Genomic DNA, 25,842 nt, shown 5'->3' with positions numbered 1-25,842 from the left:
CCCGCACGGGTAACCTGTACTGTAAAGGAGGAGATTCTATACTATTAATTACCGTACTATTTCTCTTCGGTAACTTTATTTTTTACTACAAGCCTAAAACCTTCACCGTGAATGTTAAGTATTTCAACATCATCATCCGGTTTCAGGTATTTGCGTAGCTTGGCAATATACACATCCATACTTCTTGAAGTAAAGTAATTGTCGTCCCTCCATATTTTGGTCAGGGCAAGCTCCCTTGGCATAAGGTCATTTTCATGCAGGGCAAGCATTTTTAGCAACTCATTTTCTTTTGGAGACAATTTTATAGGCTCCTCATTATCATAAGTAAGAAAACGCAGTTTTGAGTTAAGGTGAAACTTACCAATCTGAAACTCAAACTTAGTGTTGTCTGTTTTAGTTTCAGAAGCCTTCCTATTTATGATAGCTTTAATTTTCATTAAAAGCACCTCAGAGTCAAAAGGCTTGTTCAGGTAATCATCAGCCCCTACCTTATACCCTTTAAGCACATCTTCTTTCATAGATTTAGCTGTAAGAAATATAATAGGCACTTCCTTATTTTTTTCCCTTATTTCCCTGGCAAGGGTATAACCATCTTTATACGGCATCATTACGTCAAGTATACAAAGGTCAAAGTTATCTTTTTTAAACTTCTCAAAACCTTCCATACCGTTCTTAGCCAGAGTAACGTCAAAATCATTAATTAATAGATAATCTTTTAGTACAGCCCCAAAATTTGGGTCATCTTCAACTAAAAGAATCTTTTTGTTTGCTTCTTCCATATTTTTAATTTATTAGTGGCACTTTAATTATAAATGTACTTCCTTTTCCTTTTTCACTTTCCACATAAATGTGGCAATTATGGTCTTCAATTATTCTTTTCACATAAGCAAGGCCAAGGCCATGTCCTTTTACATTATGTATATCTCCGGTATGCTCCCGGTAAAATTTTTCAAAAATCCTTTTTTGGGTGTTTTTAGACATCCCAAGTCCTTTATCACTTATTTTTACTAATACAAAGTCCTTAACGTTTTCAGTATATATATCAATAACGGGGCCATCTGGCGAATATTTGATGGCATTATCTAAAATATTAACTAATACATTAGTAAAATGTACATCATTTAGCAAAGCCGTAGTGCGTGTTGCCTCAAAATAGCGGGTAAGCGTACCATGCTCTGCCTCTATAATAAGGTGCACATGTTCTATGGCATTATCCAGCATTTCATGCAAATCGGCTGGTTCTTTATTTATTTCAAGTTCTCTTTTATCCAGTTTACTAATTTGCAGTACATTTTCTACCTGTGCGTGCATCCTTTTATTTTCATCCCGTATCATTTGCAGGTAACGCTGCCTTCTTTCTGCATCCTCAGATATTTTAGGGTTTTTTATGGCATCTAACGCAAGGTTAATGGTAGCTATAGGCGTTTTAAACTCATGCGTCATATTATTAATAAAATCTGTCTTAATTTCAGAGATATGCTTTTGCTTTATAAGCTGGTTAATAGCACTTAGATAAGCAATTATTATTATCGTAGTAAAAACAAGTGATAATGATGTAATACCCAAAATCAGTGAAAACAGGTATGTTCTCTTTTCCGGGAAACTTACCAGCAACCTGTAACGCCCACCGTTGCCTTCGGCATCAGTAAAAATAGGGTGGTCATACATTTGCCCACTGATATACTTAAGATTGTCAGATTTTATTTTGGTTGCCAGCCCATTATTAAAAATGGCAAATTCAAAGGGCGTGTCCACACCGTTTTCTTTTAATTCAGACGAAAGCAGCTTATTCACGGTTTCTTTTGTAACCCAGCTTTCAAGGTAATTGTACTGCCTGAAATCTTTTATAAAACCTATAAACTTAAATTTTTCTATTTCATCAATTTCTTCATGGCTTTCAATATCTTCTATTGTTGCAGATGTATCACGTACCTGTTTCTTTTTTTCACCTACCAGGTAGTCAATTTTTTCTTTGTCAAAGAGCACATCATCATATTCCCTGATTATTTTATCTGAAAAAATGATGCTTTTTCGGGTGTTCTTGGTAATATTTCTGTCATAAAGCGGCAAAAGATCTGCACGTGTAGGGGCATTACCTGTACTGTCTTTATAACGGTTATAAATTTCCAAAAACTTATAAGCTTCCTGCTGTTCCAGTTTTTTGGCTGCGCGCTCTAAAATCTGCTGTACATGAAATTTAAACTGTTCGTCCTTACTTCTTAAAGATGAGTTCACCCAATATAATTGTACAAGGATAATCCCCAAAAGGGAAAGGCTCATAAAAAATACCAGTAAACGGAACCTGTTTTTATTCATCACTACAAAATTAACATTTTAACATTTACTAATTGAAGATATTAACCTAAGATTAACAGCATTTTGTAGTTTTTACATAATTATTTTATCATTTATTCTAACCACCTGTTTTTTAGAATCTTCTAATGATATATTAGTAATTATAAAATCCGAGAGGCTTATTTTTTTGTCGTCATGCCATTGGTTTTCCATACGTTGCAGCACCTGTTGGCGCGACACATTGTCGCGCGTTATAACACGTTCAATACGTGTTTCAATAGGAGCCGTTACAGTAATAACAAAATCACAGTTTTTATAACTTCCACTTTCAAAAAGTATGGCGGCTTCTTTAATTACATAGGGGTGTTTGGTTTGTTGCTTTACCCAGTCATCAAAATGCTGTGCTACCCCAGGATGAATAATTTTATTAAGCATCTCCAGTTTTACTTTATCATTAAACACCACTTCAGCTATCTTAGCCCTGTCGGGCAAACCACCCCGAGCTATTATAGCCTCACCAAACAGGTCTACTAACTTTGTAACTGTTTCGGGCAGGTTTAATATTTTTTTTGCTTCTTCGTCAGCATAATATACCGGTACGTCCAATGCCTCAAAAAATTTAGCTATAGTGCTTTTACCACTACCTATACCCCCTGTAAGGCCTACTATTTTAGTCATTTTTTTTAAAGAAAAGGGTTGGAAAAACATTTTGGGGTTGCTTTTTAAGCACTACTATTTTTACAAACGCTTCTATATAACCCCGGCCATAACCATAAAATTGTATGGCTGCGGCGGGAACAGACAGCATGCCTATTTTTAGGCTCTTATTTTTTACAGCTGATATTACAAATACCATTATAAAATACAAAATATAAAGATAGAGCGGAAAATATACATGGATTAGCAAAAATAAAACTGAACAAATAAAACCTATAAAAAAGAGTGCCGGAAACAGGTAGGTAATTTTTCTATATTCAGGATGCCATTGATCCAGTATAGGGCGTACTTTGCCAAATTTATTTACCTGCATATAAAATTTATACCAGTCAATACGGCGCTTATGGTACACATAGGCATTTGTGAATAACTTTGTTTTATATCCCATTTTCCATAGCCTCAGTGCAAGGTCAGGATCCTCGCCGGGATGAATATTGCCAAACCCCCCGGTAGCCTCAAATGCCTGCCTGGATAAGCCCATATTAAAACTGCGTGGCTGAAATTTACTTATTTTCTCGGTTTTACCCCTTACCCCACCTGTAGTAATAAATGAGGTCATAGAGAAATTAATAGCCTTTTGTACGTTGCTAAAACTGTCAAGGGCCGCATCAGGGCCGCCAAAACAATGCACAAATTCCGCTTGAAGATTTTGCGCTACTGCTGTTAAGTAACCGGGCGGAATAATACAATCAGAATCAAGTATTATAAAATAATCTCCTTTTGCTTTTTCCATTCCATAATTCCTGGAATCTCCCGGGCCGGTATTTTGTTTATAATAATAAGACAGGAAAAGCTTGCCGGAAAAAGTTTCTACAATTTCACGGCTTGATATGGCAGAACCGTCTTCTACTATAACCACCTCAAATTTTCCGCCATAATCCTGTTGGGAAAGGCTCTCCAGTAACTCACGCACTTCATGAGGCCTGTTATATACCGGAATCACTAAAGAAAAATACATAGTCTATTTTTTAACAAAGTTATATATAAAAACACATCAGCCACCAAAAATGGCGGCTGATGATTATAGATTATATTTTTATTTAGTAGCAATAATTAAACAATACTCCTTAAAATTTATTTTTTGAGGTATTTAAAAATGGCTTTTTTTAATCAATCTTAATTTTATTTTATATACTTTCTATAGCTACCATTTCATTAGCATCAGCATTATAATCTACTCCTGCAATATCAAAACCAAAAAGGTTATAAAAGTCTTTACGGTAACCTTCTAAATCACCTAATTCCGATAAGTTATCTGTTGTAGCCTTTTCCCATAATGTAGCTACCTCTGCCTGTACATCATCACGCATTTCCCAGTCATCTATCCTAATACGTCCTCTATCATCAACAGGCACAGCATTACCGGTATAAAGCCTTTCCCTATACAGGCGGTCTATTTGCTCAATAGTACCCTCATGAATACCTTTTTCTTTCATTATTTTATATAATAATGATATGTATAGTGGTATAACTGGTATAGCAGAACTTGCCTGGGTAACCAGCGCTTTGTTAACCGAAACGTAAGCCCTGCCATTTATTTCTTTAAGGCTGTCGGCTATTTCAAAAGCTGTAGCTTCAAGGTGGTCTTTAGCGCGGCCTATGGTACCTTTACGGTAAACCGGCTCGGTAAGTGATGGCCCAATATAAGAATATGCCACAGTAGTAACACCCTCTGCCAGCACACCTGCACTGTTAAGAGCTTCCATCCACATGGCCCAGTCTTCGCCCCCCATTACTGCTACTGTATTTTCAATATCGCCTTCGCCTGCGGGCTGTATAGACACTTCAGAAACTTTACCTGTATGAAAGTCTACTGTTTTGTTATGATAGGCATCGCCAATAGGCTTAAGCACACTACGGTGCAACACCCCGGTTTCCGGATGCTGGCGCACCGGCGAAGCAAGGCTGTACACAATAAGGTCTACCTGGCCAAGGTCAGCCTTAATCAAATCTATAGTCTGTTGTTTAATTTCTTTGCTAAAGGCATCACCATTAATACTTTTGGCATAAAGGCCTGCGGCGTGGGCTTCTTTTTCAAAAGCGGCAGAATTATACCAGCCTGGTGATGCTGTTTTACCTTCTGTAGGCGCTTTTTCAAAAAAAACACCTATGGTAGCAGCATTATTTCCAAAAGCGGCAGTAATACGAGATGCCAACCCAAAACCGGTAGAAGCACCTATAACCAGCACTTTTTGAGGGCCATTAGCTATTGCTCCTTTAGATTTTACGTATTCTATCTGGTTTTTAACACTTTGAGCGGCACCATCGGGGTGTGCTGTAAGGCATATAAAGCCGCGCATTCTGGGTTCTATTTTCATAACTGTGTTATCAGTATTTTAAATTTAGTTCTTGGCAAATATAAAAAACAAAAAGGGAGTATAATTATGTTTTCTGTATCTTTAGTTTATATTAATTGCTATTTCTTATTTTACAGACATCATTACAATGGATGACCTTATTCATGAAAAAGAATTTATAGAAGCTCCTTATAACCCCTGGAAAAGGTTTTATATTTATTTTGCCATAGGTTTTTGTACTACCCAACTTCTGTTTTGGATAATTAGGCTAAAAAATAAAATTATAAGTAATGAAGATGAATTATTTGTGATTTTTCTGGTAATATTATTTGTTGTACTCCCCACTTCATTAAACCTAATGATGGTATTTTCTAAAAAAGATGTATTGAAGATTAGCAATAAAACTATTATTTCGGGTATAGGGTTAATGAGTTCAAGCTGTTGCTTATCTATTACTATTTGCTTTGCAATATTAAACTACAGGCGCTTTTTATATGACTCTTATAACGTTATTATACCTTTTGCCATATATGCAACAATATTTCTTATTAACCTTGCTATTATAATTCCTATAATAAACTGGAAAAAGAAAGTAAAAAATGGCAGAATAAAACAGCAATTACCCCAATAATGCGCGGGCATGTGTTAATGCAGATTCGCTAATATCTTTACCGCTAAGCATTTCGGCTATTTCCCTGATGCGTTCCTCTGTAGTTAAAAGCTTTAATTCGCTTATTGTAGTATCTCCCTGGGTAGTTTTATATACTTTATAGTGGCTGTCTCCTTTGGCAGCAATCTGCGGCAAATGTGTTATGGCGAGTACCTGCATCTCCCGGCTCATGGCTTTCATAATATCACCCATTTTATTTGCTATTTCTCCTGAAACTCCCGTGTCTATTTCATCAAAAATTATAGAGGGTAATTTAGAATAGTTAGCAAGTACCGCTTTAACTGCCAGCATAATGCGCGACATTTCCCCACCAGAAGCTACTTTTTTAAGCAACCCGAAACTTGTGCCTTTATTTGCCGAAAACAACAGGTTTATACTATCTTTACCACTACTATGGTAGGTATCAGTTGCGTTCAGTTCAAAATTAAACCGGGCATTTGGCATACCAAGCTGTGCAAGTATGGCTATTATTTTTTCGGTAAGAATAGGAATTGCTTTTTGCCTTGCCTCATGTATTTTTGCTGCTGTAGCATCGGTTTCCTGCTTCAGGCGTGCAGCCATATCTTCTTTCTCGGTGATGGCTTCATCAAGGCCTTCTGACAGTATTACCTGCTCTTCCAGATTTTCTTTTATAGCTATAAGCTCTTCAACAGTAGTTACGTTATGCTTTTTTTGCAAAGCATATATCAATTGCAGTTTTTGGTTAACCAGTTCCAGTGCCTGTGGGTCATCAACCAAAATATCATACGATTGTGAAACACTTTCAGTTACATCGTCAAGTTCAATAAGTATGCTTGATATACGCTCAAAATAATTTTCATATTCGGGCGAAAGCCCACTTATTTTTTGCAAGGCATTTTTAATTTCTAAAAGGTTTTGCACTGCCCCTGCCTGCTCTTCATTCGCTACGGCGAGCACCCGGGCCAGCCCTTCTTTTATAAACTCTACATTACTGAGCTTTTCCTGTTCAGTTTCCAGTTGAGCCTGTTCCTCCGATTTAAGGTTAGCAACTATCAGTTCATTAAGCAGATATGTATTATAATCCTGTTCTTTACCCAGGTTACTTTTTTGTTCAACCAGTTTTTTTAGCTCAGATTGCACAGCTTTATAGCTCGCAAGTTGACTACTATACGTTTTGAGTAAAGCAGTGTTACCGGCTACAGCATCCAGTATTTGTAACTGGTACTGCTCATCACTCAGCTCCCTGGTTTGCTGTTGGGAATGTATGTCTATAAGATAGCTGCCCAACTCCTGTAATTCTGATAGTGTTACCGGGCTGTCGTTTATAAAAGCGCGGCTTTTACCCGATGGCAGTATTTCCCTCCGGATAATGGTTACAGACTCATAGTCCAGGTCATTTTCTTTAAAAAAAGGCTGTAGGTTATACCCTTCAATATCAAAATATGCCTCAACAATACACTTGATGCCTTTATCTTTTAAAGAGCCTAAATCAGCACGGTTACCCAGCACCAGTCCAAGAGCACCAAGCAGTATAGATTTACCGGCACCGGTTTCGCCTGTAAGGGTAGAAAAACTGCCTTTAAAGTCAATATCCAGGTGCTCTATAAGAGCAAAATTTTTAATGTGTAGTGTTTGCAGCATATACAATAGTAGTGGCTAAAAAGCAATACAAATATACTATAATAGGCTTCAATTATCAACTTATCCCTATTACAAAAACAAACCCGCCGTATAGGGCGGGTAGTAAAATTTTATTTATAAATACTACTTAATGTATTTTGCTCCACTTGGTTCCGTTTAAGGGTGAAATGCGGTTTAATGTTTCTACAAGTTTAGAGATAGTAACATTAGGCCCCGAAGAAAACATAGCGGTTATTTCATCTGACTTGGCATCAAAAAATATACGGGTTAAAAAAGCGTTTGGCCGCACCCTGTACAACTGCCCAAGAGTTTCTATAGCTGTTATTGTTTTTTGTTTGGCTTCTTTCTGGTTATCCGCCATAAGGTCTAATGCTTCCCTATGATATTGATATAAAGCCTGCCTGAATGGCTCATATGTTGCTGACAAAACGTCATTAACAAGGAAATACCTGCTTTGGTTACCACTCTGCTGATTCCACCCTGCAAAACCGCCACTTTGCGCCACAGTAGCAATACTAAGCGCTGTTTCATAATAAGGTGTTCCCCCTTTCAACTCAAAGGTATCGGCATCAAAAGCAATAATCATATTAGCATAAAAAGATACCAGCGATATTAGGTTAGAGTCAAAAGTATTGGGGTTATACGTTAGGTTCTGGCCTTCATTGTAACTGAAATTGGCATCTTTATCATTAAAATTAAAGATAGGCGATGCGTAGGTTGAGTTGAATACCGGACGTAATGATTGCACCTGAAGGGCGGTATTAAACCCATTATTACTATAAGCTGTTACCGTAAACACCATAGAACATTCAATACGTTCATTACGGGCAAAATTCCGGTTAGTAAAACGGGTATTATTAACAAAATCATTAAGCGAATTTTCAAGTGTTTTAAACACTTGGGGGTTTGCATCAGTAATCATGCTGTAGTTTACCTGTACCGTACAGTTAAGCTCCTGCGCCTGCGTTGCAAAGCCTAACATAAAGAGTACTATTACCGTAAGTTTATACATTGTAATGCTTTTTAATTTTATTAATAATATCCTTTGCTACAGCTTCTTTTGTTTTCAGTTCCATAGGTTCCTCATTAAACTGGCTGTCAATAAAGGTAACTTTATTTGTTGGCTTGCCAAAGCCTGCACCTTCATCATTAAGCGAGTTAAGCACAATCAAATCTAAGTTTTTTTTCTTTATTTTTTGCCTGGCATGCTCAATTTCATTTTCAGTTTCAAGGGCAAAGCCAATTAAAAACTGATTTTTTTTTCTTTCCCCTAAAGATGCCAGTATATCTTTAGTCTTTTCAAGTTCCAGCATTAATCCAGGCTCATTCTTTTTTATCTTTTGTGTGGCGACAACAGCAGGCCGGTAATCGGCTACAGCAGCTGCAGCAATCACAACATCTGCATTATCAAAATGCGCATGGCAGGCTTCATACATCTGTTGGGACGATACCACGTTAACAGCAGTTATATTGCCCGCAGGCAGTTGCAAATGGGTTGGCCCGCTAATCAAAACCACCTCTGCACCCTGGGCAGCAGCTTCTGCCGCAATATCATACCCCATTTTACCGGTGCTATAGTTACCTATAAAACGCACAGGGTCTATAGGTTCGTATGTTGGGCCTGCGGTAATTAGTACTTTTTTTCCGCGCAAGGGTAATTTCCCTTCAATGTCTTTTTCTATAAATGCAATAATATGTTCTGGTTCTGCCATACGCCCTTCCCCATGAAGCCCACTGGCAAGCTCTCCTGATTCAGCAGGAATTATACTATTGCCAAAAGCCTGTAACTTATCAAAACTGTCTGTTGTGGAAGGATGGCGATACATATCAAGATCCATAGCCGGGGCAAAATACACCGGGCATTTAGCCGAAAGATACGTAGCTATAAGGAGGTTATCGGCATTGCCCGAAACCATTTTAGAAAGTGTATTGGCTGTAGCCGGGGCAATTACAAAAAAATCGGCCCAAAGGCCAAGTTCTACATGGTTATTCCATACAGCATTTTCATCCTCTTCATTATAAAAAGAAGAATACACCGGGTTTTTGGAAAGTGTAGATAATGTGAGGGGGGTAATAAAATCTTTAGAGGCAGGCGTCATGACTACACGTACATGCGCACCTGCCTTTATAAAAAGCCTAACCAAAGATGCTGTTTTATATGCGGCAATGCCCCCGGAAATGCCCAGTAGTATTTTTTTACCGCTTAAAACAGACATGCTGCTGGTTATTTAGATGGTTCCCTGTAATAAATTTTATCTTCTAACCACTCCTGCACAGCAAGTGCATGCGGCTTTGGAAGTTTCTCATAAAACTTAGAAACTTCTATCTGCTCTTTATTTTCAAAAACCTCTTCAAGGCTATCGTTATAAGTAGCAAATTCTTCAAGCTTTTCAATAAGCTCTTTTTTTATCTCTGTATTAATCTGGTTCGCCCTTTTAGCTATAATAGTTATAGCTTCGTACACATTACCTGTCGGTTCTTCAATCTTGTTCTTATTGTAGGTAATGGTATTTACGGGCGCCGAGGCCTTCTTTAAATCTATCATAACGTTTATTTAGAAAAATTTTGTAATGCTTTGTCTATATCTGCCAGTTTCTGGTCAACTTCCTGTCTGTATTTTGTATCTGCATTAAACTTAATCAGCGCAGCATAGTGCGTTTTAGCAGCTAAAAGCCTGTCGTACATTTTAGCATATACACTGTTTATAGCCAGTTCATACGCACTGTCAAATTTATAATATAATGCATCTTCCCTGTATTTTGAACCCGGAAAATCTATTAAAAAATTTTCAAAAGCCTTTATAGGAGCGGTATAATCTCCAAAATATTCTGCAGTAGTATGGTATTGTTTTGCAATTTCAAAAGCCTTTTTCTCCAGTTTTTCATTTAGTGTCTGTACAACTTCATTAGCCTCTGGCATGTACTGGGAATTAGGATATTTATTAATAAATGCCTGTAGCCTGTCTAACGCCCTGTATGTATCTTCCTGGTCTAATGAATACCTGGGAGAAAGCATAGAATAAGACTTAGCGCTTAAAAAAGCAGCTTCCTCAGCCTTTAGGCTTGTGGGATACGTAGCCGCAAAACTCTCAAACTGGTATCCTGCTGTATAATACTGTTTTGTATTATATAAAGACATGCTGTACATGTAAAACAGCTTTTCGGCCTGCGGTTTACCCCTGTAAGAGGGTACTATTTTTTCAAAGAGACGTATTGCCTTCGCATACTTTTCCTTTTCATACATTTTTTCCCCAACCTCATACTGCAGTTTAATATCATCTGATTTAACTGCCTTTTGAAATTCGCTGCATGAAGTAAGTATAAGGGCTAAAAAAAGTATATAAAAAATTCTATACATAAGTGGTGGGGCTATTACGCAGCCAATGTTTACAAAACTGCAAAATTATCAATAATCCGGTTAATAAAAAAATAAATTTTACCCGGCATGATTATCTTATAAAAACATGCCTTAAGGCACTTTACTAAACTGTATTTTACCAAAATTATTATAACTGCCTGTAAAAATAAACCTTTTAACGCACCGTGGCAACGCTAAGCAGTTGCTTTGTAAAAGTTTTAAGCCTTGCTTTCAGGGCATCATCTACAGTTACCAATGGCAGCCTTACCACATCATTACCAAGTCCAAGTTCGTTAAGCAAATACTTAATACCCGCAGGATTACCTTGCTCAAATATCATATCTATAGCATCAGCTAACTGATAATGGAGTTGGTAGGCTTCGTCTGTTTTACGTTGAAGCCCAAGTTTTACCATTTGCGAAAACTCTTTAGGAAATGCTGCCCCAATTACAGATATCACCCCTGCTCCTCCAGCAAGTATTACCGGTAAGGCCAGCATATCATCACCAGAAATCACTAAAAACTCTTTTGGTTTATGCTGAAGAAGTTTCATGGCTTGCACTATATCGCCCGCAGCTTCTTTTATAGCTACAATATTTTTAAAGTCACTTGCCAGGCGTATTACCGTTGCAGGTAACACATTACTTGCAGTACGGCCGGGAACATTATATAGTATTACCGGTAGCGGAGATGCTTGCGCAATAGCTTTAAAGTGCTGGTAAATTCCCTCTTGTGTTGGCTTATTATAATAAGGCGAAACAGATAATACCGCACTAAAAGCTGAAAGATCCCTCGTTTTAAGTTCATTCACCACTTCGGCAGTATTGTTACCGCCAACACCCAAAACCAAAGGTATCCGGTTATCATTTGCTTTTATAACCGTATGTATAACCAGTTCTTTTTCTTCTTTGGTTAGTATAGCAGGCTCTCCTGTTGTGCCCAACACCACAAGGTAATCAATACCTCCCTCAATCTGGTAATTCACTATACGCTCTAACGCATTGGTATCCACCGTAAAGTCTTCTTTAAAAGGAGTTACCAGCGCCACGCCTGTACCTGTTAATAACTGCATATCACAATTTATTTAAAGTATTCAAGTATTTAAATAGTTCTGTTATAAATTCATCATAATTACCCGCTACCGAATCAATAATGAGGCTGTTAATACGTATATCTGCCCCCGAAAGCCCCACTTTAAAGCCTGCCTCCGATTGCACTGAAGCTGCAACAAGGGGTAATTCGCCATTATTGTAATAACTTATCAGCAGGTCAAAAGGCTGTTTTATAAAACTGCTTACTTCCTGCCCTGTAAAATCTCCCCCAGCTGTAATATCTGTGTAAGAAAATATGCCTTTGGCATTTTCCTGTTTATTTTTCCTTTTAATGAAACAAAGTGAAGTTATATCTTCTCCCTTTATACCCCTGCCTGTTAATCTTTGTATAAGTTGCCCGTTATGTACTTCGGGGACTATTATACCTACTTTTTTAATTTTTCCTGTAGCGGCAGCGGCTTGATAATTATATAACCTTTTCTTAATATTCTTTTTTAGGCCAAAATCTTTAATAAACCTTAAAAACATAGTACTTTTATTGCCAAATGCAAAAGTATTGAAATAAAGGTCATACACAATATCTATGCGAAAAAAGTATAACACATACTATTACAGGATTGTTTTATTCCTAACAATTATAATATTAGCCTCTTGCAGTAGCAGTAACTACAAAAATACAGCTATAACCGGCAAACAGATTAATATCAACAAAGATATTTCTCCTGAAAAACAAATTGAAAACTTTATTTCGCCCTACCGTGAGCATATAAACCGTGACCTGGACAGCATACTGGCCTATGCACCGGAAACCTTTGATAAGTCCCAACATATTAAAGGCTGGCAAACCACTATTGGAAACCTTATGTCTGATGTGGCGTTTGATAAAGCGGATAAATTACTCATGCAACGCGAAAATAAACATGTAGATGTTTGCCTGCTTAATTATGGCGGCATACGGGCTATTATACCCAAAGGTAATGTTACTGCGCGCACTGCTTACGAAATTATGCCTTTTGAAAATTCACTATTGGTAATTGCCTTAAAAGGTCAGCAAATTACAGATATTGCTAATTATATGGCCGATGGGCGTAAACCACACCCACTTACAGGTATGGAAATTATACTGGATAAAAACGGCAACGTTAAAAAAGTAACCGTGCAGGGCCAGCCTGTGCAAACAGACAAAATATATTATGTAGCCACTTCTGATTATCTGGCTAATGGCGGCGACAACATGGATTTTTTTAAAAAGGCAGTAACGACTTATGATATGGATTATAAGCTACGCAACTTATACATAGATTATTTTAAAGAAGTAGACACGCTGCCTGTTATTACAACAGAGCGTATAATAACAGAATAAAATGAAACGCAGGGATTTTATACAAAAAACCGCCGCCGGCTCTGCCTTAGTTATAGGCGGGCTTTCATTAAGTAGTTTTGATGCGCCCTTACCCGGCAAAGCAAAAAAAATTACCATACTGCATACTAATGATGTGCACAGCCATATTGACCCTTTTGCGGCAGACGACCCAAAATTTCCAAACCTGGGTGGCGCTGCACGCAGGGCTACACTTATAGAACAGGTGCGCCGTGAAGAGCCCAATGTATTGTTGCTTGATGCAGGTGATATTTTTCAGGGAACTCCGTATTTTAATTACTATGGCGGTGAGTTGGAATTTAAAATTATGAGCATGCTTAAATACGACCTTTCTACCATGGGTAACCATGATTTTGATAACGGCATAGAAGGTTTTTATAAACAATTGCCAAATGCAAGTTTTGATTTTGCTGTGGCAAATTATGACTTCTCAAAAACCGTATTAGATGGTATAGTAAAGCCATATAAAACGTTTATTAAAGACGGAATTAAAATAGGTGTTTTTGGGCTTGGTATTGAACTTGCAGGGTTAGTAGACAAAAAAATGTATAAAGAAACCGTATACCTTAACCCGGTTGAAATTGCACAGGACTCGAGTAAAATCCTTAAAGAAGATGAAAAATGCGACCTTATAATATGCCTTTCGCACCTGGGTTATGAATATCGTGGCGATAAAGTATCAGACAAAGTACTGGCCGCTAACACTAAAGATATTGACCTTATTATTGGCGGACATACCCATACTTTTTTAGATAAGCCTGTTATTGAAAAGAATTCAGCCGGAGAAGATGTACTCATTAACCAGGTAGGCTGCTATGGAATTAACCTTGGGCGTATCGATTTTACTTTTGAGAAGGGCTCTAAAAAACATATAGGTAAAGCAATTAGTGTAGCATAGCGGATTATCTTTGATTGAAATTTTATACATTGCTTACTGCTAAATGTACTTTTAATGAAGCACTACTTTAAATATAATGATGGCTACATAAATATTGATGAAGAGAACCTTTATCTAACCAATACTGGTAACTGGCAGGAAACAAAAGAGCTTTTAGAAAAAACATCACAAACGGCAGCAAAAAACCGCAAAAAGATAAATAACAAGAAAAGTTTTTTTATCATTTTTTATATAGCTGTTCTTGCCTTTATTTCTTATTTTGTTGATATAGAGCGTTTTTTATACACTGCCGCTATTTTAGGGGTTGGTCTCTTTTTTCTATTTACATACTTTCGCAAGGATTTTGGTGTGCAATATAAAATCCCACTTTCAAAAATTGAACGTATTGAAGCCTTACAGGATAATGTACTTAAAATAACTTTTAAAAATGCCTTTGACAACTCTGATATCGAAATTTTAAAAGGTATAGATAAAAAAGGAAGTATATTTTTATTAGGGCTAAATGTATTATAGCCGATTTTAAATAAATCTATAACAATATAACCTCATTAACACCTGTTTTTCCACATTCACCTTTCCCGAAAAATTCCCTACCTTAGCTATTATAAAACCACGAGATGATTTCGGACACTCAATTACAGAAAGAACTTGACCTTATTATAGCCAATGCAATACGCGAGGATGTTGGCCCAGGCGATTACTCATCACTTGCCTGCATACCGCCTGACGCTACAGGCCGTGCTAAGCTTTTAGTAAAAGATAAAGGGCTTATTGCCGGAGTAAATTTTGCACAAATGGTATTCAATTTTGTGGATCCGGCGTTAAAGACCGAAGTTTTTGTACAAGACGGAACGCCTGTAAAATATGGCGATGTGGCCTTTCATGTTTCGGGTAGTTCACAAAGCATATTAAAAGCTGAAAGGCTGGTGCTTAATGCCATGCAACGTATGAGCGCCATTGCTACCAAAACCAAAAAATATGTAGATATACTGGCAGGCACAGGCACCAAAGTGCTGGATACCCGCAAAACCACACCCGGAATACGGGCACTTGAAAAATGGGCCGTAAAAATAGGCGGGGGAGAAAATCACCGCTTTGCCCTGTATGATATGGTAATGCTAAAAGATAACCATATAGATTTTGCCGGCGGCATAACACCTGCCATACAAAAAACGCAACAGTACCTTAGCCAAAATAACTTGCCGTTAAAAATTATAGTAGAGGCTCGGGATCTGGATGAAGTAAAAGAAATAATTGCCAACCCGGGTGTACACCGTATTTTGCTTGATAATTTTGATTATGCCCAAACATGCGAGGCTGTAGCGCTAATTGGTAATTACTGCCAGACAGAATCAAGCGGGGGAATAAATGAAAATACTATGCGCCAGTATGCCGAATGTGGTGTAAACTACATATCAAGCGGAGCACTTACACACTCTGTATACAATATGGATCTCAGCCTAAAAGCCTTTTAAATGTCCATAGAACTGGAACATAAACTTGAAAAGATACCTGTTGTAAAATATCTGGTTCGCTTTGGTAAAAGCATTAAGCTACCTTATTCTGAAGGGCTTACACTATACGGCCTGCTGGAACTTTACATTACAGGAATTGTAAAAGGCGATATATCCTACCGTGCCGGGGCTATTGCTTTTAGTTTTTTTATGTCGCTGTTTCCATTTGCCCTTTTTATACTAAACCTTATCCCTTACATCCCTGTAGAAAATTTCCAAGAGGATTTTATGCAGTTTGTAGCCGATAATGTTCCGCCTAATACTTTTGATGCCATACGTATTATACTGGACGATATTTTGCACAACAGTAACAGCGGCCTGTTAAGTACCGGTATATTGCTTGCCATATTGTTAATGAGCAATGGTATGAATGCTATACTCAGCGGTTTTCAGAGTAGCCTTCACATTACCATTAAGCGCACATACTTCCGTCAATATGCCCTGGCTATTGGGCTTTCTCTCTTTTTTGCTGTGTTGCTTATAATTACGGTGGTAGCTATAGTAATACTACAAATTATTATAGCCTCACTCACTAAAAACGGTTTCCTTACCGATGATGTTTACCTTTTAGAGATTGGCCGTTATGGCTTTTTAATACTAATGATACTTATAGTAACCTCTATGCTGTTTAAGTTTGCCGCAAAGGAAACACGCAAAGCGGCCTTTTTTAGTTACGGTTCGGTTTTTAGCACCATCCTGTTTGGCCTTACCTCATTTGGGTTCAGCATTTATGTTACGCGTTTCTCTAAGTATAATGAACTGTATGGTTCTATTGGCACGCTACTTGTATTAATGTTATATATATGGATAAACTGCTTTATACTTTTATTGGGATTTGAACTAAACGCCCTTATTCATAAATTAAAGCGTAAAAATTTGTATATTTAACAAAACATAACAACTTATATTATGAATCGTATAATCCTTACTTTTTTATGCGTAGCCGTAGCAGGTATATTTTCGGCTAAGGCACAAAGTGTTACAGGCAAATGGAAAACCTGGGATGACGAAACGGGTGAAGCCAAATCTATTGTAGAAATTTATGAACAGAATGGCAAAATTTATGGTAAAGTGGTAGAGATACTTAACCCCGCCAAGAAAAACGCCAAATGCCAGGACTGTAAAGGCGCTGATAAAGACAAACCCATCCTGGGGCTTGTAATTATTAAAGGCCTTACCAAAGATGGCAATGAATACACCGATGGTGACATTCTTGACCCTAATAAAGGGAAACTCTACAGCTGTACCATTAAATTAGACGGAAAAGACAAACTTGACGTCAGGGGTTACGTGGGCTTTTCATTTATCGGCCGCAGCCAGACCTGGACAAGGGTTAACTAAAACATTTAATATTATATTACATAAAGCATTCCTTTTATCAGGGAGTGCTTTTTTATTTCAACACTCAAAACAGCGCCTGCTTTGCCCCCACATTCTTTTAAATTATATTTGTAGTAAATTAAGTATATGCCCTATTTTATAGAAGCCATACTCCCTTTGGCGTTGCCCAATACATTTACTTATGCCGTAACCGAAGCCGAATACGGTTTTTTACAGCAGGGTATGCGTGTGGCGGTACCTTTCGGTAAAAATAAGATATATACAGGTTTAGTAGCATCATTACACCAAACACCACCAAGGCTTTATGAAGCTAAAGAAATTCACCATATACTGGATGAAAAACCTATAGTTACCCCTATACAGCTACAACACTGGAAATGGGTGGCAGATTATTATATGTGTACCATTGGCGAAGTGTACAAATCTGCCCTGCCATCCGGGCTGCTGTTAGAAAGTGAAACCATTATTACACCCAAAAAAGATTTTGTAGCAGAAGGTGCTGATTTAAATGACGAAGAGTACCTTGTATATGAAGCCTTGCAGGTACAGTCGGCTTTAAAAATTCAGGAAGTAAGCAATATACTTAATAAAAAAACGGTGTTACCCGTTATCAACCGGCTCATTTCAAAAAATGCAATATCCCTCCAGGAAGAAATTTCAGAAAAGTACAAGCCAAAGGCCATACGCTATATACGCCTTCAGGAACAGTTTTTACAGCAGGAACAATTAAGCCAGCTTTTAGAAGTATTATCAAGGGCAAAAAAGCAGCGCGAAGCTGTAATGCATTATTTTCAGCTGCAGGCATCAGATAAAAAACCTGTTGCGGTAAAAAAACTTACTGATGCAGGGATTACAGCAACGGTCATTAAATCACTTATAGATAAAGAAATTTTTGAGGAATATTATATTGAAGAAGACCGTATACAGTTTGAAGGTTCAAACAACGCTGGATTTAGTCTTAGCGAAAAACAGCAGCTTGCATTTAACAGCATTACCACAAGTTTTGAGCAGCACAATGTCACTCTCCTGCATGGCATTACATCCAGCGGAAAAACAGAAATTTATATAAAACTGATTGAAGGGTATATACAAAGCGGTAAACAGGTGCTTTACCTATTGCCAGAAATTGCCCTTACAGCACAATTAGTTATACGCCTTAGCGCTTACTTTGGCAACAAGGTTGCGGTATACCACAGCAAATACAGTAATAATGAACGTGTAGAATCATGGCTACAGGTATTAGAAGGTTCAGAAAAAGCACAGGTAATAATCGGTGCACGTTCGGCATTGTTTTTACCTTTTAATAATTTAGGACTTATTGTTATAGATGAGGAGCATGAACAAAGTTTTAAACAACAGGATCCTGCGCCGCGTTACCATGCCCGGGATGCTGCCATAGTACTTGCAAACTATCATAATGCCAAAGTACTGTTAGGCTCCGCAACGCCAAGCCTGGAAAGTTATTTTAATGTACAAAGCGGCAAATATGGTTACGCAGAATTAAAAGAACGGTATGGCAATGTTATACCTCCGGAAATAATTCTTATAGACCTTAAAGATAAATATAAGCGTAAACAAATGACAGGGCATTTTAGCGATACCATGACAGATGCTGTTGCCGAAACCCTGGCATTAGGAAAACAGGTAATACTTTTCCAGAATCGCAGGGGTTTTTCCCCGTACATTGAATGTATGACCTGCGGGCATGTACCCCAATGCCCACAATGCGATGTGAGTCTTACGTATTATAAATACAAAAATGCCCTGCGCTGCCATTATTGCGGGTATCATATAGCCAGCCCAACCCAATGCCATAAGTGTCACAGCACCGATATTTCTACCAAAGGCTTTGGTACCGAACAAATTGAACAGGAATTGAAAGTGCTTTTTCCTGAGAAAAATTCCTGGCGTATGGACCAGGACACTACCCGGGGCAGGCATGGCTATGAAAAAATAATAGACTCTTTTAAAAACAGGGAAATTGATATTTTGGTAGGCACACAAATGCTCGCCAAAGGCCTGCATTTTGACAATGTAGGCATGGTAGGTATACTAAATGCTGATAATATGCTGTACCAGCCTGATTTTAGGGCCTTTGAACGGGCTTACCAAATGATGGTACAGGTAGCAGGCCGGGCCGGGAGAAAAAATGACCGTGGCAGGGTATTGGTACAAACCTATAACCCGCTGCATAATGTAATAAGGCAGGTTACCGAAAATGATTATGAAGGCATGTTTGCCGAGCAGGTGTATGAAAGGCATAATTATAAATACCCGCCGTATTACCGGCTGATACGCATAACCCTGCGCCATAAAGACTATGAAAAAGTAAAAAATGCCGCACTTTGGCTATACAATGTACTCTGTAGCCAGTTACAGGTACCTGTACTGGGTCCTGAAGAACCAGCTATAAGCCGTATACGTAATGAATATATAAGGTCCTTAATGGTAAAAATACCACCAGGTACAGGGCTGCAACCTACCAAAAAAGCCATACTGAAAGTATTGCAAAGCCTGGATGCCGTAGCCCAGTACAAAGCCGTAAAAATAACTATAAATGCCGATCCGTATTAAGGCTTGTTAAGCGCATTGGCCAGGTCTTCTTTCTTATTTCGGCTCAAAGGTATTTGTGTATTGCCAATTTCGGCAAACCTGCTGTTAAATTTCTGTACCTTATCTATATTAATAATATATGATTTGTGCACTCTTAAAAACTTATCCATAGGCAACTCACTTTCAAAAGATTTCATTGTAGAAAGTACAAGGTGCGTTTCGTCTTCAGTATTAATTTTTATATAGTCACCAAAGGCTTCAACCCATTTAATTTTATTAATATATACTTTAAAGTTTTTAAGGTTGCTTTTTACAAAAATAAACTCGCCCTCTTCTTCAACACCTTCTTTTTTAAGCTGAAATATATCCATTGCCTTTTGTACCGCTTTATTAAAGCGTTCTTTCGTTATAGGCTTGTGCAGATAATCTACAGCAGCATAATCAAACGCTTTTAAAGCATAATCTGATTTGGAGGATACAAATATAATTTGCGGACGGGATTTTAACCCGTCAAGAAGATCGAAGCCGGTTTGCACAGGCATCTCAATATCCAAAAACAGCAAATCTACATTTTTATTAATAATGCAGCTCCGCGTTTCAGAAGCATTGGAAAAATCACCTACCAGAGCTAAGTCCGGGTGCTCATTTACAAGCTTGGCAATAGTTATCCTATGTATGGTGCTATCATCTACCACTACACAGTTAAGTCTCATTTGTTATTGTTTATTTTAGTAATGTTATTATTTAGTTGGAGTGAGACAAATATAAATAAAAAACATTTTTTTTAACAATAAAAAAACCATTTTTAGCACTTGCAGATTAAATATAATTAACTACATTTGCACCCAATTTATAACAAAATTAAATAAACTGATTATGAACAATTATGAAACTGTTTTCATCTTGAATCCCGTTTTATCTGAAACACAGGTAAAGGAAACAGTAAGTAAGTTTGAGGAGTATCTTACTTCAAAGGGTGCCGAATTTGTAGCAAAAGAAGATTGGGGCCTTAAAAAATTGGCCTACGAGATTCAACACAAAAAAAGCGGATTTTATCACCTGTTTGAATTTAAAGCTCCTGCTGAAGTGCTTATTGGCTTTGAAACCGAGTTCCGCCGTGATGAAAGAGTAATGCGATTTTTAACCGTAACCCTTGATAAGCACGCTATTGCATGGGCAGAAAGAAGAAGAGAAAAACTAAAAGCTAAAGCAAACTAATTATGTCAAGTATAGAACAGTCAGCTAAAGGAAAAAAAGACGGAGATATCAGGTATCTTACGCCTTTGAATATTGAGACAAACAAGACTAAAAAGTATTGCCGTTTCAAAAAATCAGGCATTAAATATGTAGATTATAAAGATCCTGATTTCTTATTGAAATTTGTTAACGAGCAAGGTAAAATACTTCCACGCCGCCTAACAGGTACTTCACTTAAATACCAACGCAAAGTTGCTGTAGCCGTTAAAAGGGCTCGCCATTTAGCATTAATGCCATACGTGGCTGATTTATTAAAATAAAAAGAAGGCAATACCATGGAACTTATACTTAAACAAGACGTACAAAACTTAGGTTTTAAAGACGATGTAGTTACAGTAAAGCCAGGATACGGCCGTAACTATCTTATACCACAAGGGTTTGCTGTTGTAGCTACCCCAACTGCAAGAAAAATATTAGCAGAAAACCTTAAGCAACGTGCTTTTAAAGAGCAAAAGCTTATTGATGATGCTAAACAAACTGCAGAAGTACTTAAAACTTTTGAAATTAAAATTGCTGCCAAAACAGGTGGAGGTGATAAACTTTTTGGTTCTATAACCAATGCTGATATTGCTGAATCACTTGAGAAAAATGGCCAGAGCATTGATAAAAAATATATCAACAGCGGTATTGTTAAGCGTACTGGTAAATATACTGCCAATGTAAGGCTACACCGTGATGTTATTGTTGAGCTTCCATACGAAATTGTAGCGGAGCAAAACTAATTCAGGTTTATAATTAAAAGCCTTCCCTCACCGGAAGGCTTTTTTTATTACTGCTGTTCTGGTTTAAGCAAATTTTAAATTAACAAATTTATTATTAATGAAATATACCCGCCTTACCAAAGAACAATTTGAAGAACTGCACGAAGAGTTTATCCGTTTTCTGGCATCGCAACAAATTGATAAAAATGAATGGCATGCTATAAAAGCAGAAAAACCTGAAGTGGCCGAGCAGGAACTGGATGTGTTTAGCGACCTGATATGGGATGCCGTGCTGGAAAAAGCCCAATGGCTGGAGCACTATAGCAAAAACCATATTTTTTTATTTAAACTCGGAAATGAAAGTATGGAAAGCATCATTATACATGCGCATACACCTGTTGCCGACTTTTTAACCGATGCCGGACTGCAATGGCTTAATGAAAATCTGTTTGGTAAAGAAGTACAATTTTCACGCGGAAAAAAAGATTTTGGTGAAGACCGCAACGCAGAAATTTTTAGCCTGCTGCAACAGGGTGCCGAATTGAGCGACGGTACCTTATACAAACAGTTTGAAGATATGTTTTAATGATATTTCCATTTCAAAGTACTTATAAATAAAGGGCAGCTAAATAGCCGCCCTTTATTTATCTTATCTATATTTTTAAATGATTACCTTGAATAGTTAGGCGCCTCTTTGGTTATGGTAACATCATGCGGATGGCTTTCTGCAATACCACTACCCGTCAGGCGGATAAATTTAGAGGTTTCCTGCAGGGTTTTAATATCTTTAGCGCCACAGTAGCCCATACCAGCACGAAGTCCGCCCACAAACTGCAGCATACTTTCAAACAACTCACCTTTGTAAGGCACACGACCCACAATACCTTCAGGAACCAGTTTTTTAATATCATCTTCCACATCCTGAAAGTAACGGTCTTTACTGCCTTCCTGCATGGCCTCAACAGAACCCATACCGCGGTATGACTTAAATTTACGCCCTTCAAAAATAATGGTTTCACCCGGCGATTCTTTAGTACCTGCTAATAATGAACCCAGCATTACACTATCAGCCCCGGCAGCAAGCGCTTTGGGTATATCACCTGTATAACGTATGCCACCATCAGCAATTACCGGTACATCGGTGCCTTTTAAAGCTTCTGCAACCTCAAGCACAGCGCTAAACTGCGGGAAACCGACACCGGCTACCACGCGGGTAGTACATATAGAGCCAGGCCCTATACCTACTTTAACAGCATCTGCACCATTTTCTGCCAGGTAAAGCGCTGCTTCGGGTGTGGCAATATTACCTACTACCACATCAAGGTCAGGAAATTTAGCTTTTACCTCTTTAAGCACCTTTACAACACCTTGGGTATGCCCGTGTGCCGTATCAATAATAACCGCATCAACACCGGCATTTACAAGCGCTTCGGCACGTTTAATGGCATCAGCAGTAACTCCAAGGGCCGCTGCTACGCGCAGCCTGCCATATTTATCTTTATTAGCCTGTGGCTTCTGGGTTACTTTGGTAATATCTCTAAAGGTAATAAGGCCAACCAGTTTATAGTCCTTATCAACAACCGGTAATTTCTCAATTTTATTATGTTGCAGTATATCTTCTGCCACATTAAGGGTAGTACCTTCTCCTGCTGTTACCAGGTTTTCAGATGTCATCACCTCGGTTATAGCACGCGACATATTTTTTTCAAAACGAAGGTCACGGTTGGTGACAATACCTTTCAAAATGCCATTTTCATCTACCACCGGTATGCCTCCAATGCCATACTCCCGCATGGCGCTTTTAGCATCAGACACAGTAGCTGTAAGCGGTAACGTAACGGGGTCTATAATCATACCGCTCTCTGCCCTTTTTACTTTGCGTACCTGGGCTGCCTGCTGCTCAATAGTCATATTTTTGTGCAGTACACCAATACCGCCCTCGCGCGCCATGGCTATAGCCATTGCACTCTCGGTAACAGTATCCATAGCGGCAGAGACTACAGGAACGTTTAGCGTAATGTTTTTAGAAAATCTTGATTTTATGCTTACTTCACGGGGTAAAACCTCTGAGTAATTTGGTACAAGCAATACATCATCGTAAGTTAAACCCTCGCCAATGATTTTTGTTGTGTGTGCTTTCATGTGCAATTTGTAGTTAAATTGCGTGCAAATATAACGCTTTTTAGGCAATTAAAAAACAAACCTTTTAACCTAATTTTGTGAGAACGTACTAAATCTTTAGAATAACAATTTAAATATTACTAATTATAATTAATGAAACTCTCCAAACACTTTGGTAGCTTCATTATAAGCGCTTTCAAAACTAAGGGAATTAAGGCCACTATCAGCTTTAGCTACCGTAAAGTAAGACAGCATTTTTTCGGTAGGCATATTACCTGTAAGTTTATCTTTTGCCATTGGGCAACCGCCAAAACCCTGTATGGCGCCATCATAACGGCGACATCCGGCTTTATAAGCAGCATCTATCTTTTCATGCCATTTATCAGGTGTAGTATGTAAATGGGCTCCAAACTCAACATCTTGAAATGCAGGGATAAGGTTAGCAAACAAATAGTCAATAACTTCCGGGGTACTGCTCCCTACTGTGTCAGAAAGGGACAAAATCTTCACACCCATAGCTGCGAGTTTGCGCGTCCACTCCCCTACTATATCCACATTCCAGGGGTCACCGTATGGATTTCCAAAACCCATACTAAGGTAAGCTACTACCTGTTTATCAGACTTGTGGGCTATCTCCAGTATTTCCTGTAATGTAATTACCGATTCTGCAATGGTTTTACGCGTATTACGCATCTGGAAATTTTCAGATATAGAGAATGGGTACCCCAGATATTTAATTTCCTTGTGCCCGGCAGCCATTTGTGCACCACGGGTATTGGCTATAATAGCTAACAGTTTACTTTTAGTGGAAGAAAGGTCAAGCCCGGCAAGTACCGCTGCGGTATCCTGCATTTGGGGGATGGCTTTAGGCGATACAAAACTTCCAAAATCAATAGTGTCAAAACCTACCCGTAATAACGACTGTAAGTAGGCTATTTTTCGTTGCGTTGGTATAAAAGGCCTGATACCCTGCATAGCATCGCGCGGACACTCTATGATTTTCACTTTGCTCATATACCTTTCTCCAGGAGACTTTTATTAATATCTTTAATAAGTTTTGGCCCTTCATAAATAAAGCCGGTATACAACTGTATCAGGCTGGCTCCGGCCTGCAATTTTTCAAGGGCGTCTTCGGCACTGTGTATACCCCCAACCCCTATAATAGGGAATGATTTATTACTCTTTTCTGCTAAAAATTTAATCACCTCTGTGGAACGTTTTGAGAGCGGTTTACCACTAAGCCCACCCGCCTCATTTTTATTATCAGAAAGCAGTCCATCGCGGCTAATAGTAGTATTGGTAGCAATAACACCATCGGTTTTGGTTACTTTTATAATATCAATAATATCTAAAAGCTGGTCATCAGTAAGATCCGGTGCTATTTTCAACAATACGGGCTTGCGTTTTGGCATAGCGGCATTTTTATCCTGCAATGCCTGCAAAAGTTTGGTGAGCGGCTCTTTATCCTGTAACTCCCTAAGGTTTGGTGTGTTAGGAGAGCTAACATTCACCACAAAATAATCTACATAATCATAAAGCGACTCAAAACAGAGCAGGTAGTCATTTACTGCTTCATTATTAGGGGTTACTTTATTTTTACCTATGTTGCCCCCTATTAATACATGGTTTTTACCTTTTGGATTTTTCTTTAAGCGCTCAACTGCCCTGGCTACACCACCATTATTAAACCCCATACGGTTAATAAGTGCACTGTCTTCCCGTAGCCTGAAAAGCCTTTTGGCAGGGTTGCCTGGTTGTGGTTTTGGCGTTAATGTACCTATTTCAATAAACCCAAAGCCCATACCAGACAGCTCTCTATATAGCTTTGCATCTTTATCAAGCCCGGCGGCAAGCCCAACCGGATTTTTAAATGTAAGCCCGAAAACTTCCCGTTCTAAACGCGGGTCATTAATATTATAAATCGATTTTAAAACCGTAGAAAAACCGGGTATAGCATTTAAAAACCGGATGCTTCCAAAAGTAAAATGGTGAATTTTCTCGGGGTCAAATTTAAAAAGGAGTGGCCTTATAAGCGATTTATACATTGTTTGCTTGTGTTGTTACTGCAAAAATATGAAAATTAGTA

At 38.2% G+C, this 25,842-nt stretch carries 28 protein-coding genes; 12 read left to right on the top strand and 16 right to left on the bottom strand.

The genetic code is table 11. The features are described from left to right. Positions 1-56 precede the first annotated feature (56 nt). The 5 genes from ABS766_RS05735 to fabV all read right to left on the bottom strand — a co-directional run bounded on the left by ABS766_RS05735 (position 57) and on the right by fabV (position 5,330). A complete protein-coding gene (locus tag ABS766_RS05735; RefSeq protein ID WP_408084169.1) occupies positions 57-779 on the bottom strand; it encodes a response regulator transcription factor in 723 nt (240 codons plus the stop codon). A 4-nt stretch (positions 780-783) separates the two neighbouring features. Beyond that, the gene (locus ABS766_RS05730) at positions 784-2,316 is read right to left on the bottom strand and encodes a sensor histidine kinase (protein ID WP_408084168.1); all 1,533 of its coding nucleotides are present in this window, start codon (positions 2,314-2,316) and stop codon (positions 784-786) included. Positions 2,317-2,388: 72 nt separating this feature from the next. Further along, positions 2,389-2,973, bottom strand: coding sequence for a dephospho-CoA kinase (gene coaE, locus ABS766_RS05725; protein WP_408084167.1), 585 nt, complete (start codon positions 2,971-2,973; stop codon positions 2,389-2,391). Further along, positions 2,966-3,970, bottom strand: coding sequence for a glycosyltransferase (locus ABS766_RS05720; protein WP_408084166.1), 1,005 nt, complete (start codon positions 3,968-3,970; stop codon positions 2,966-2,968). Before ABS766_RS05720 ends, coaE begins: the two co-directional genes overlap by 8 nt. 169 nt (positions 3,971-4,139) lie before the next feature. Continuing rightward, complete coding sequence (gene fabV, locus ABS766_RS05715; RefSeq protein WP_408084165.1) at positions 4,140-5,330, bottom strand: enoyl-ACP reductase FabV; 1,191 nt, start codon at positions 5,328-5,330, stop codon at positions 4,140-4,142. A 127-nt stretch (positions 5,331-5,457) separates the two neighbouring features. Between fabV and ABS766_RS05710 the strand changes: the two genes are divergently transcribed. Further along, positions 5,458-5,940 (top strand): hypothetical protein, encoded by a 483-nt coding sequence (locus ABS766_RS05710; RefSeq protein ID WP_408084164.1) that lies wholly within the window; start codon positions 5,458-5,460, stop codon positions 5,938-5,940. On the opposite strand, the gene recN is transcribed toward ABS766_RS05710, so the two are convergent. The 7 genes from recN to ABS766_RS05675 form a co-directional block, all read right to left on the bottom strand. Then, positions 5,929-7,581: a DNA repair protein RecN gene (gene recN / locus ABS766_RS05705; RefSeq protein WP_408084163.1), complete on the bottom strand. Its 1,653-nt coding sequence runs from the start codon at positions 7,579-7,581 to the stop codon at positions 5,929-5,931. The genes ABS766_RS05710 and recN overlap by 12 nt on opposite strands. Before the next feature lie 127 nt (positions 7,582-7,708). Further along, positions 7,709-8,593: a type IX secretion system protein PorD gene (gene porD, locus ABS766_RS05700; RefSeq protein ID WP_408084162.1), complete on the bottom strand. Its 885-nt coding sequence runs from the start codon at positions 8,591-8,593 to the stop codon at positions 7,709-7,711. Next, positions 8,586-9,797 (bottom strand): bifunctional phosphopantothenoylcysteine decarboxylase/phosphopantothenate--cysteine ligase CoaBC, encoded by a 1,212-nt coding sequence (gene coaBC / locus ABS766_RS05695; RefSeq protein WP_408084161.1) that lies wholly within the window; start codon positions 9,795-9,797, stop codon positions 8,586-8,588. The genes porD and coaBC overlap by 8 nt, the downstream gene beginning before the upstream one ends. A gap of 8 nt (positions 9,798-9,805) precedes the next feature. After that, a complete protein-coding gene (locus ABS766_RS05690; protein WP_408084327.1) occupies positions 9,806-10,123 on the bottom strand; it encodes a DNA-directed RNA polymerase subunit omega in 318 nt (105 codons plus the stop codon). Positions 10,124-10,131: 8 nt separating this feature from the next. Continuing rightward, positions 10,132-10,938: an outer membrane protein assembly factor BamD gene (locus ABS766_RS05685; RefSeq protein WP_408084160.1), complete on the bottom strand. Its 807-nt coding sequence runs from the start codon at positions 10,936-10,938 to the stop codon at positions 10,132-10,134. 175 nt (positions 10,939-11,113) lie between these two features. Beyond that, the gene (dapA, locus tag ABS766_RS05680; RefSeq protein WP_408084159.1) at positions 11,114-12,010 is read right to left on the bottom strand and encodes a 4-hydroxy-tetrahydrodipicolinate synthase; all 897 of its coding nucleotides are present in this window, start codon (positions 12,008-12,010) and stop codon (positions 11,114-11,116) included. Between the two features lies 1 nt (position 12,011). Then, the gene (locus ABS766_RS05675; protein WP_408084158.1) at positions 12,012-12,518 is read right to left on the bottom strand and encodes a DUF6913 domain-containing protein; all 507 of its coding nucleotides are present in this window, start codon (positions 12,516-12,518) and stop codon (positions 12,012-12,014) included. Positions 12,519-12,573: 55 nt separating this feature from the next. Between ABS766_RS05675 and ABS766_RS05670 the strand changes: the two genes are divergently transcribed. The 7 genes from ABS766_RS05670 (at position 12,574) to priA (ending at position 19,698) form a co-directional block, all read left to right on the top strand. Beyond that, on the top strand, positions 12,574-13,353 hold the full coding sequence (locus ABS766_RS05670; RefSeq protein ID WP_408084157.1) for a 5'-nucleotidase C-terminal domain-containing protein: 780 nt from the start codon (positions 12,574-12,576) through the stop codon (positions 13,351-13,353). A 1-nt stretch (position 13,354) separates the two neighbouring features. Continuing rightward, positions 13,355-14,269, top strand: coding sequence for a bifunctional metallophosphatase/5'-nucleotidase (locus ABS766_RS05665; protein ID WP_408084156.1), 915 nt, complete (start codon positions 13,355-13,357; stop codon positions 14,267-14,269). Between the two features lie 54 nt (positions 14,270-14,323). Beyond that, a complete protein-coding gene (locus ABS766_RS05660) occupies positions 14,324-14,782 on the top strand; it encodes a hypothetical protein (protein WP_408084155.1) in 459 nt (152 codons plus the stop codon). 104 nt (positions 14,783-14,886) lie between these two features. Then, complete coding sequence (nadC, locus tag ABS766_RS05655; protein WP_408084154.1) at positions 14,887-15,744, top strand: carboxylating nicotinate-nucleotide diphosphorylase; 858 nt, start codon at positions 14,887-14,889, stop codon at positions 15,742-15,744. Beyond that, positions 15,745-16,671 (top strand): YihY/virulence factor BrkB family protein, encoded by a 927-nt coding sequence (locus ABS766_RS05650; protein ID WP_408084153.1) that lies wholly within the window; start codon positions 15,745-15,747, stop codon positions 16,669-16,671. Between the two features lie 21 nt (positions 16,672-16,692). Beyond that, positions 16,693-17,124 (top strand): DUF2147 domain-containing protein, encoded by a 432-nt coding sequence (locus ABS766_RS05645; RefSeq protein ID WP_408084152.1) that lies wholly within the window; start codon positions 16,693-16,695, stop codon positions 17,122-17,124. Positions 17,125-17,250: 126 nt separating this feature from the next. Further along, positions 17,251-19,698 (top strand): replication restart helicase PriA, encoded by a 2,448-nt coding sequence (gene priA, locus ABS766_RS05640; RefSeq protein WP_408084151.1) that lies wholly within the window; start codon positions 17,251-17,253, stop codon positions 19,696-19,698. Here the strand turns inward: priA and ABS766_RS05635 are convergent. Beyond that, a complete protein-coding gene (locus ABS766_RS05635; protein WP_408084150.1) occupies positions 19,695-20,390 on the bottom strand; it encodes a LytR/AlgR family response regulator transcription factor in 696 nt (231 codons plus the stop codon). The genes priA and ABS766_RS05635 overlap by 4 nt on opposite strands. Before the next feature lie 163 nt (positions 20,391-20,553). Here ABS766_RS05635 and rpsF point away from each other — a divergent pair, with 163 nt between their 5' ends. From rpsF to ABS766_RS05615, 4 genes are all read left to right on the top strand, one after another. Beyond that, complete coding sequence (gene rpsF, locus ABS766_RS05630; RefSeq protein ID WP_408084149.1) at positions 20,554-20,895, top strand: 30S ribosomal protein S6; 342 nt, start codon at positions 20,554-20,556, stop codon at positions 20,893-20,895. Between the two features lie 2 nt (positions 20,896-20,897). Further along, positions 20,898-21,194: a 30S ribosomal protein S18 gene (gene rpsR, locus ABS766_RS05625; RefSeq protein WP_408084148.1), complete on the top strand. Its 297-nt coding sequence runs from the start codon at positions 20,898-20,900 to the stop codon at positions 21,192-21,194. A 15-nt stretch (positions 21,195-21,209) separates the two neighbouring features. Continuing rightward, entirely contained in the window at positions 21,210-21,656 is a 447-nt protein-coding gene (gene rplI, locus ABS766_RS05620) for a 50S ribosomal protein L9 (protein ID WP_408084147.1), read from the top strand. A 97-nt stretch (positions 21,657-21,753) separates the two neighbouring features. After that, on the top strand, positions 21,754-22,221 hold the full coding sequence (locus ABS766_RS05615) for a DUF6495 family protein (RefSeq protein WP_408084146.1): 468 nt from the start codon (positions 21,754-21,756) through the stop codon (positions 22,219-22,221). Positions 22,222-22,304: 83 nt separating this feature from the next. Here the strand turns inward: ABS766_RS05615 and guaB are convergent, their stop codons facing one another. From guaB to ABS766_RS05600, 3 genes are all read right to left on the bottom strand, one after another. Next, positions 22,305-23,777, bottom strand: coding sequence for an IMP dehydrogenase (gene guaB / locus ABS766_RS05610; RefSeq protein WP_408084145.1), 1,473 nt, complete (start codon positions 23,775-23,777; stop codon positions 22,305-22,307). A 129-nt stretch (positions 23,778-23,906) separates the two neighbouring features. Continuing rightward, on the bottom strand, positions 23,907-24,770 hold the full coding sequence (locus tag ABS766_RS05605) for a hydroxymethylglutaryl-CoA lyase (protein ID WP_408084144.1): 864 nt from the start codon (positions 24,768-24,770) through the stop codon (positions 23,907-23,909). After that, positions 24,767-25,801 carry a quinone-dependent dihydroorotate dehydrogenase gene (locus tag ABS766_RS05600; RefSeq protein ID WP_408084143.1) on the bottom strand — a complete coding sequence of 345 codons (1,035 nt, stop codon included), beginning with the start codon at positions 25,799-25,801 and terminating at the stop codon, positions 24,767-24,769. The genes ABS766_RS05605 and ABS766_RS05600 overlap by 4 nt, the downstream gene beginning before the upstream one ends. Positions 25,802-25,842: the final 41 nt, after the last annotated feature.

The organism is Flavobacterium rhizosphaerae (genome assembly GCF_046000445.1).
Lineage (GTDB): Bacteria > Bacteroidota > Bacteroidia > Flavobacteriales > Flavobacteriaceae > Flavobacterium > Flavobacterium rhizosphaerae.
Note: the sequence above shows the minus strand (reverse complement) of the source record. Positions and strands in the feature narration are given on the sequence as shown.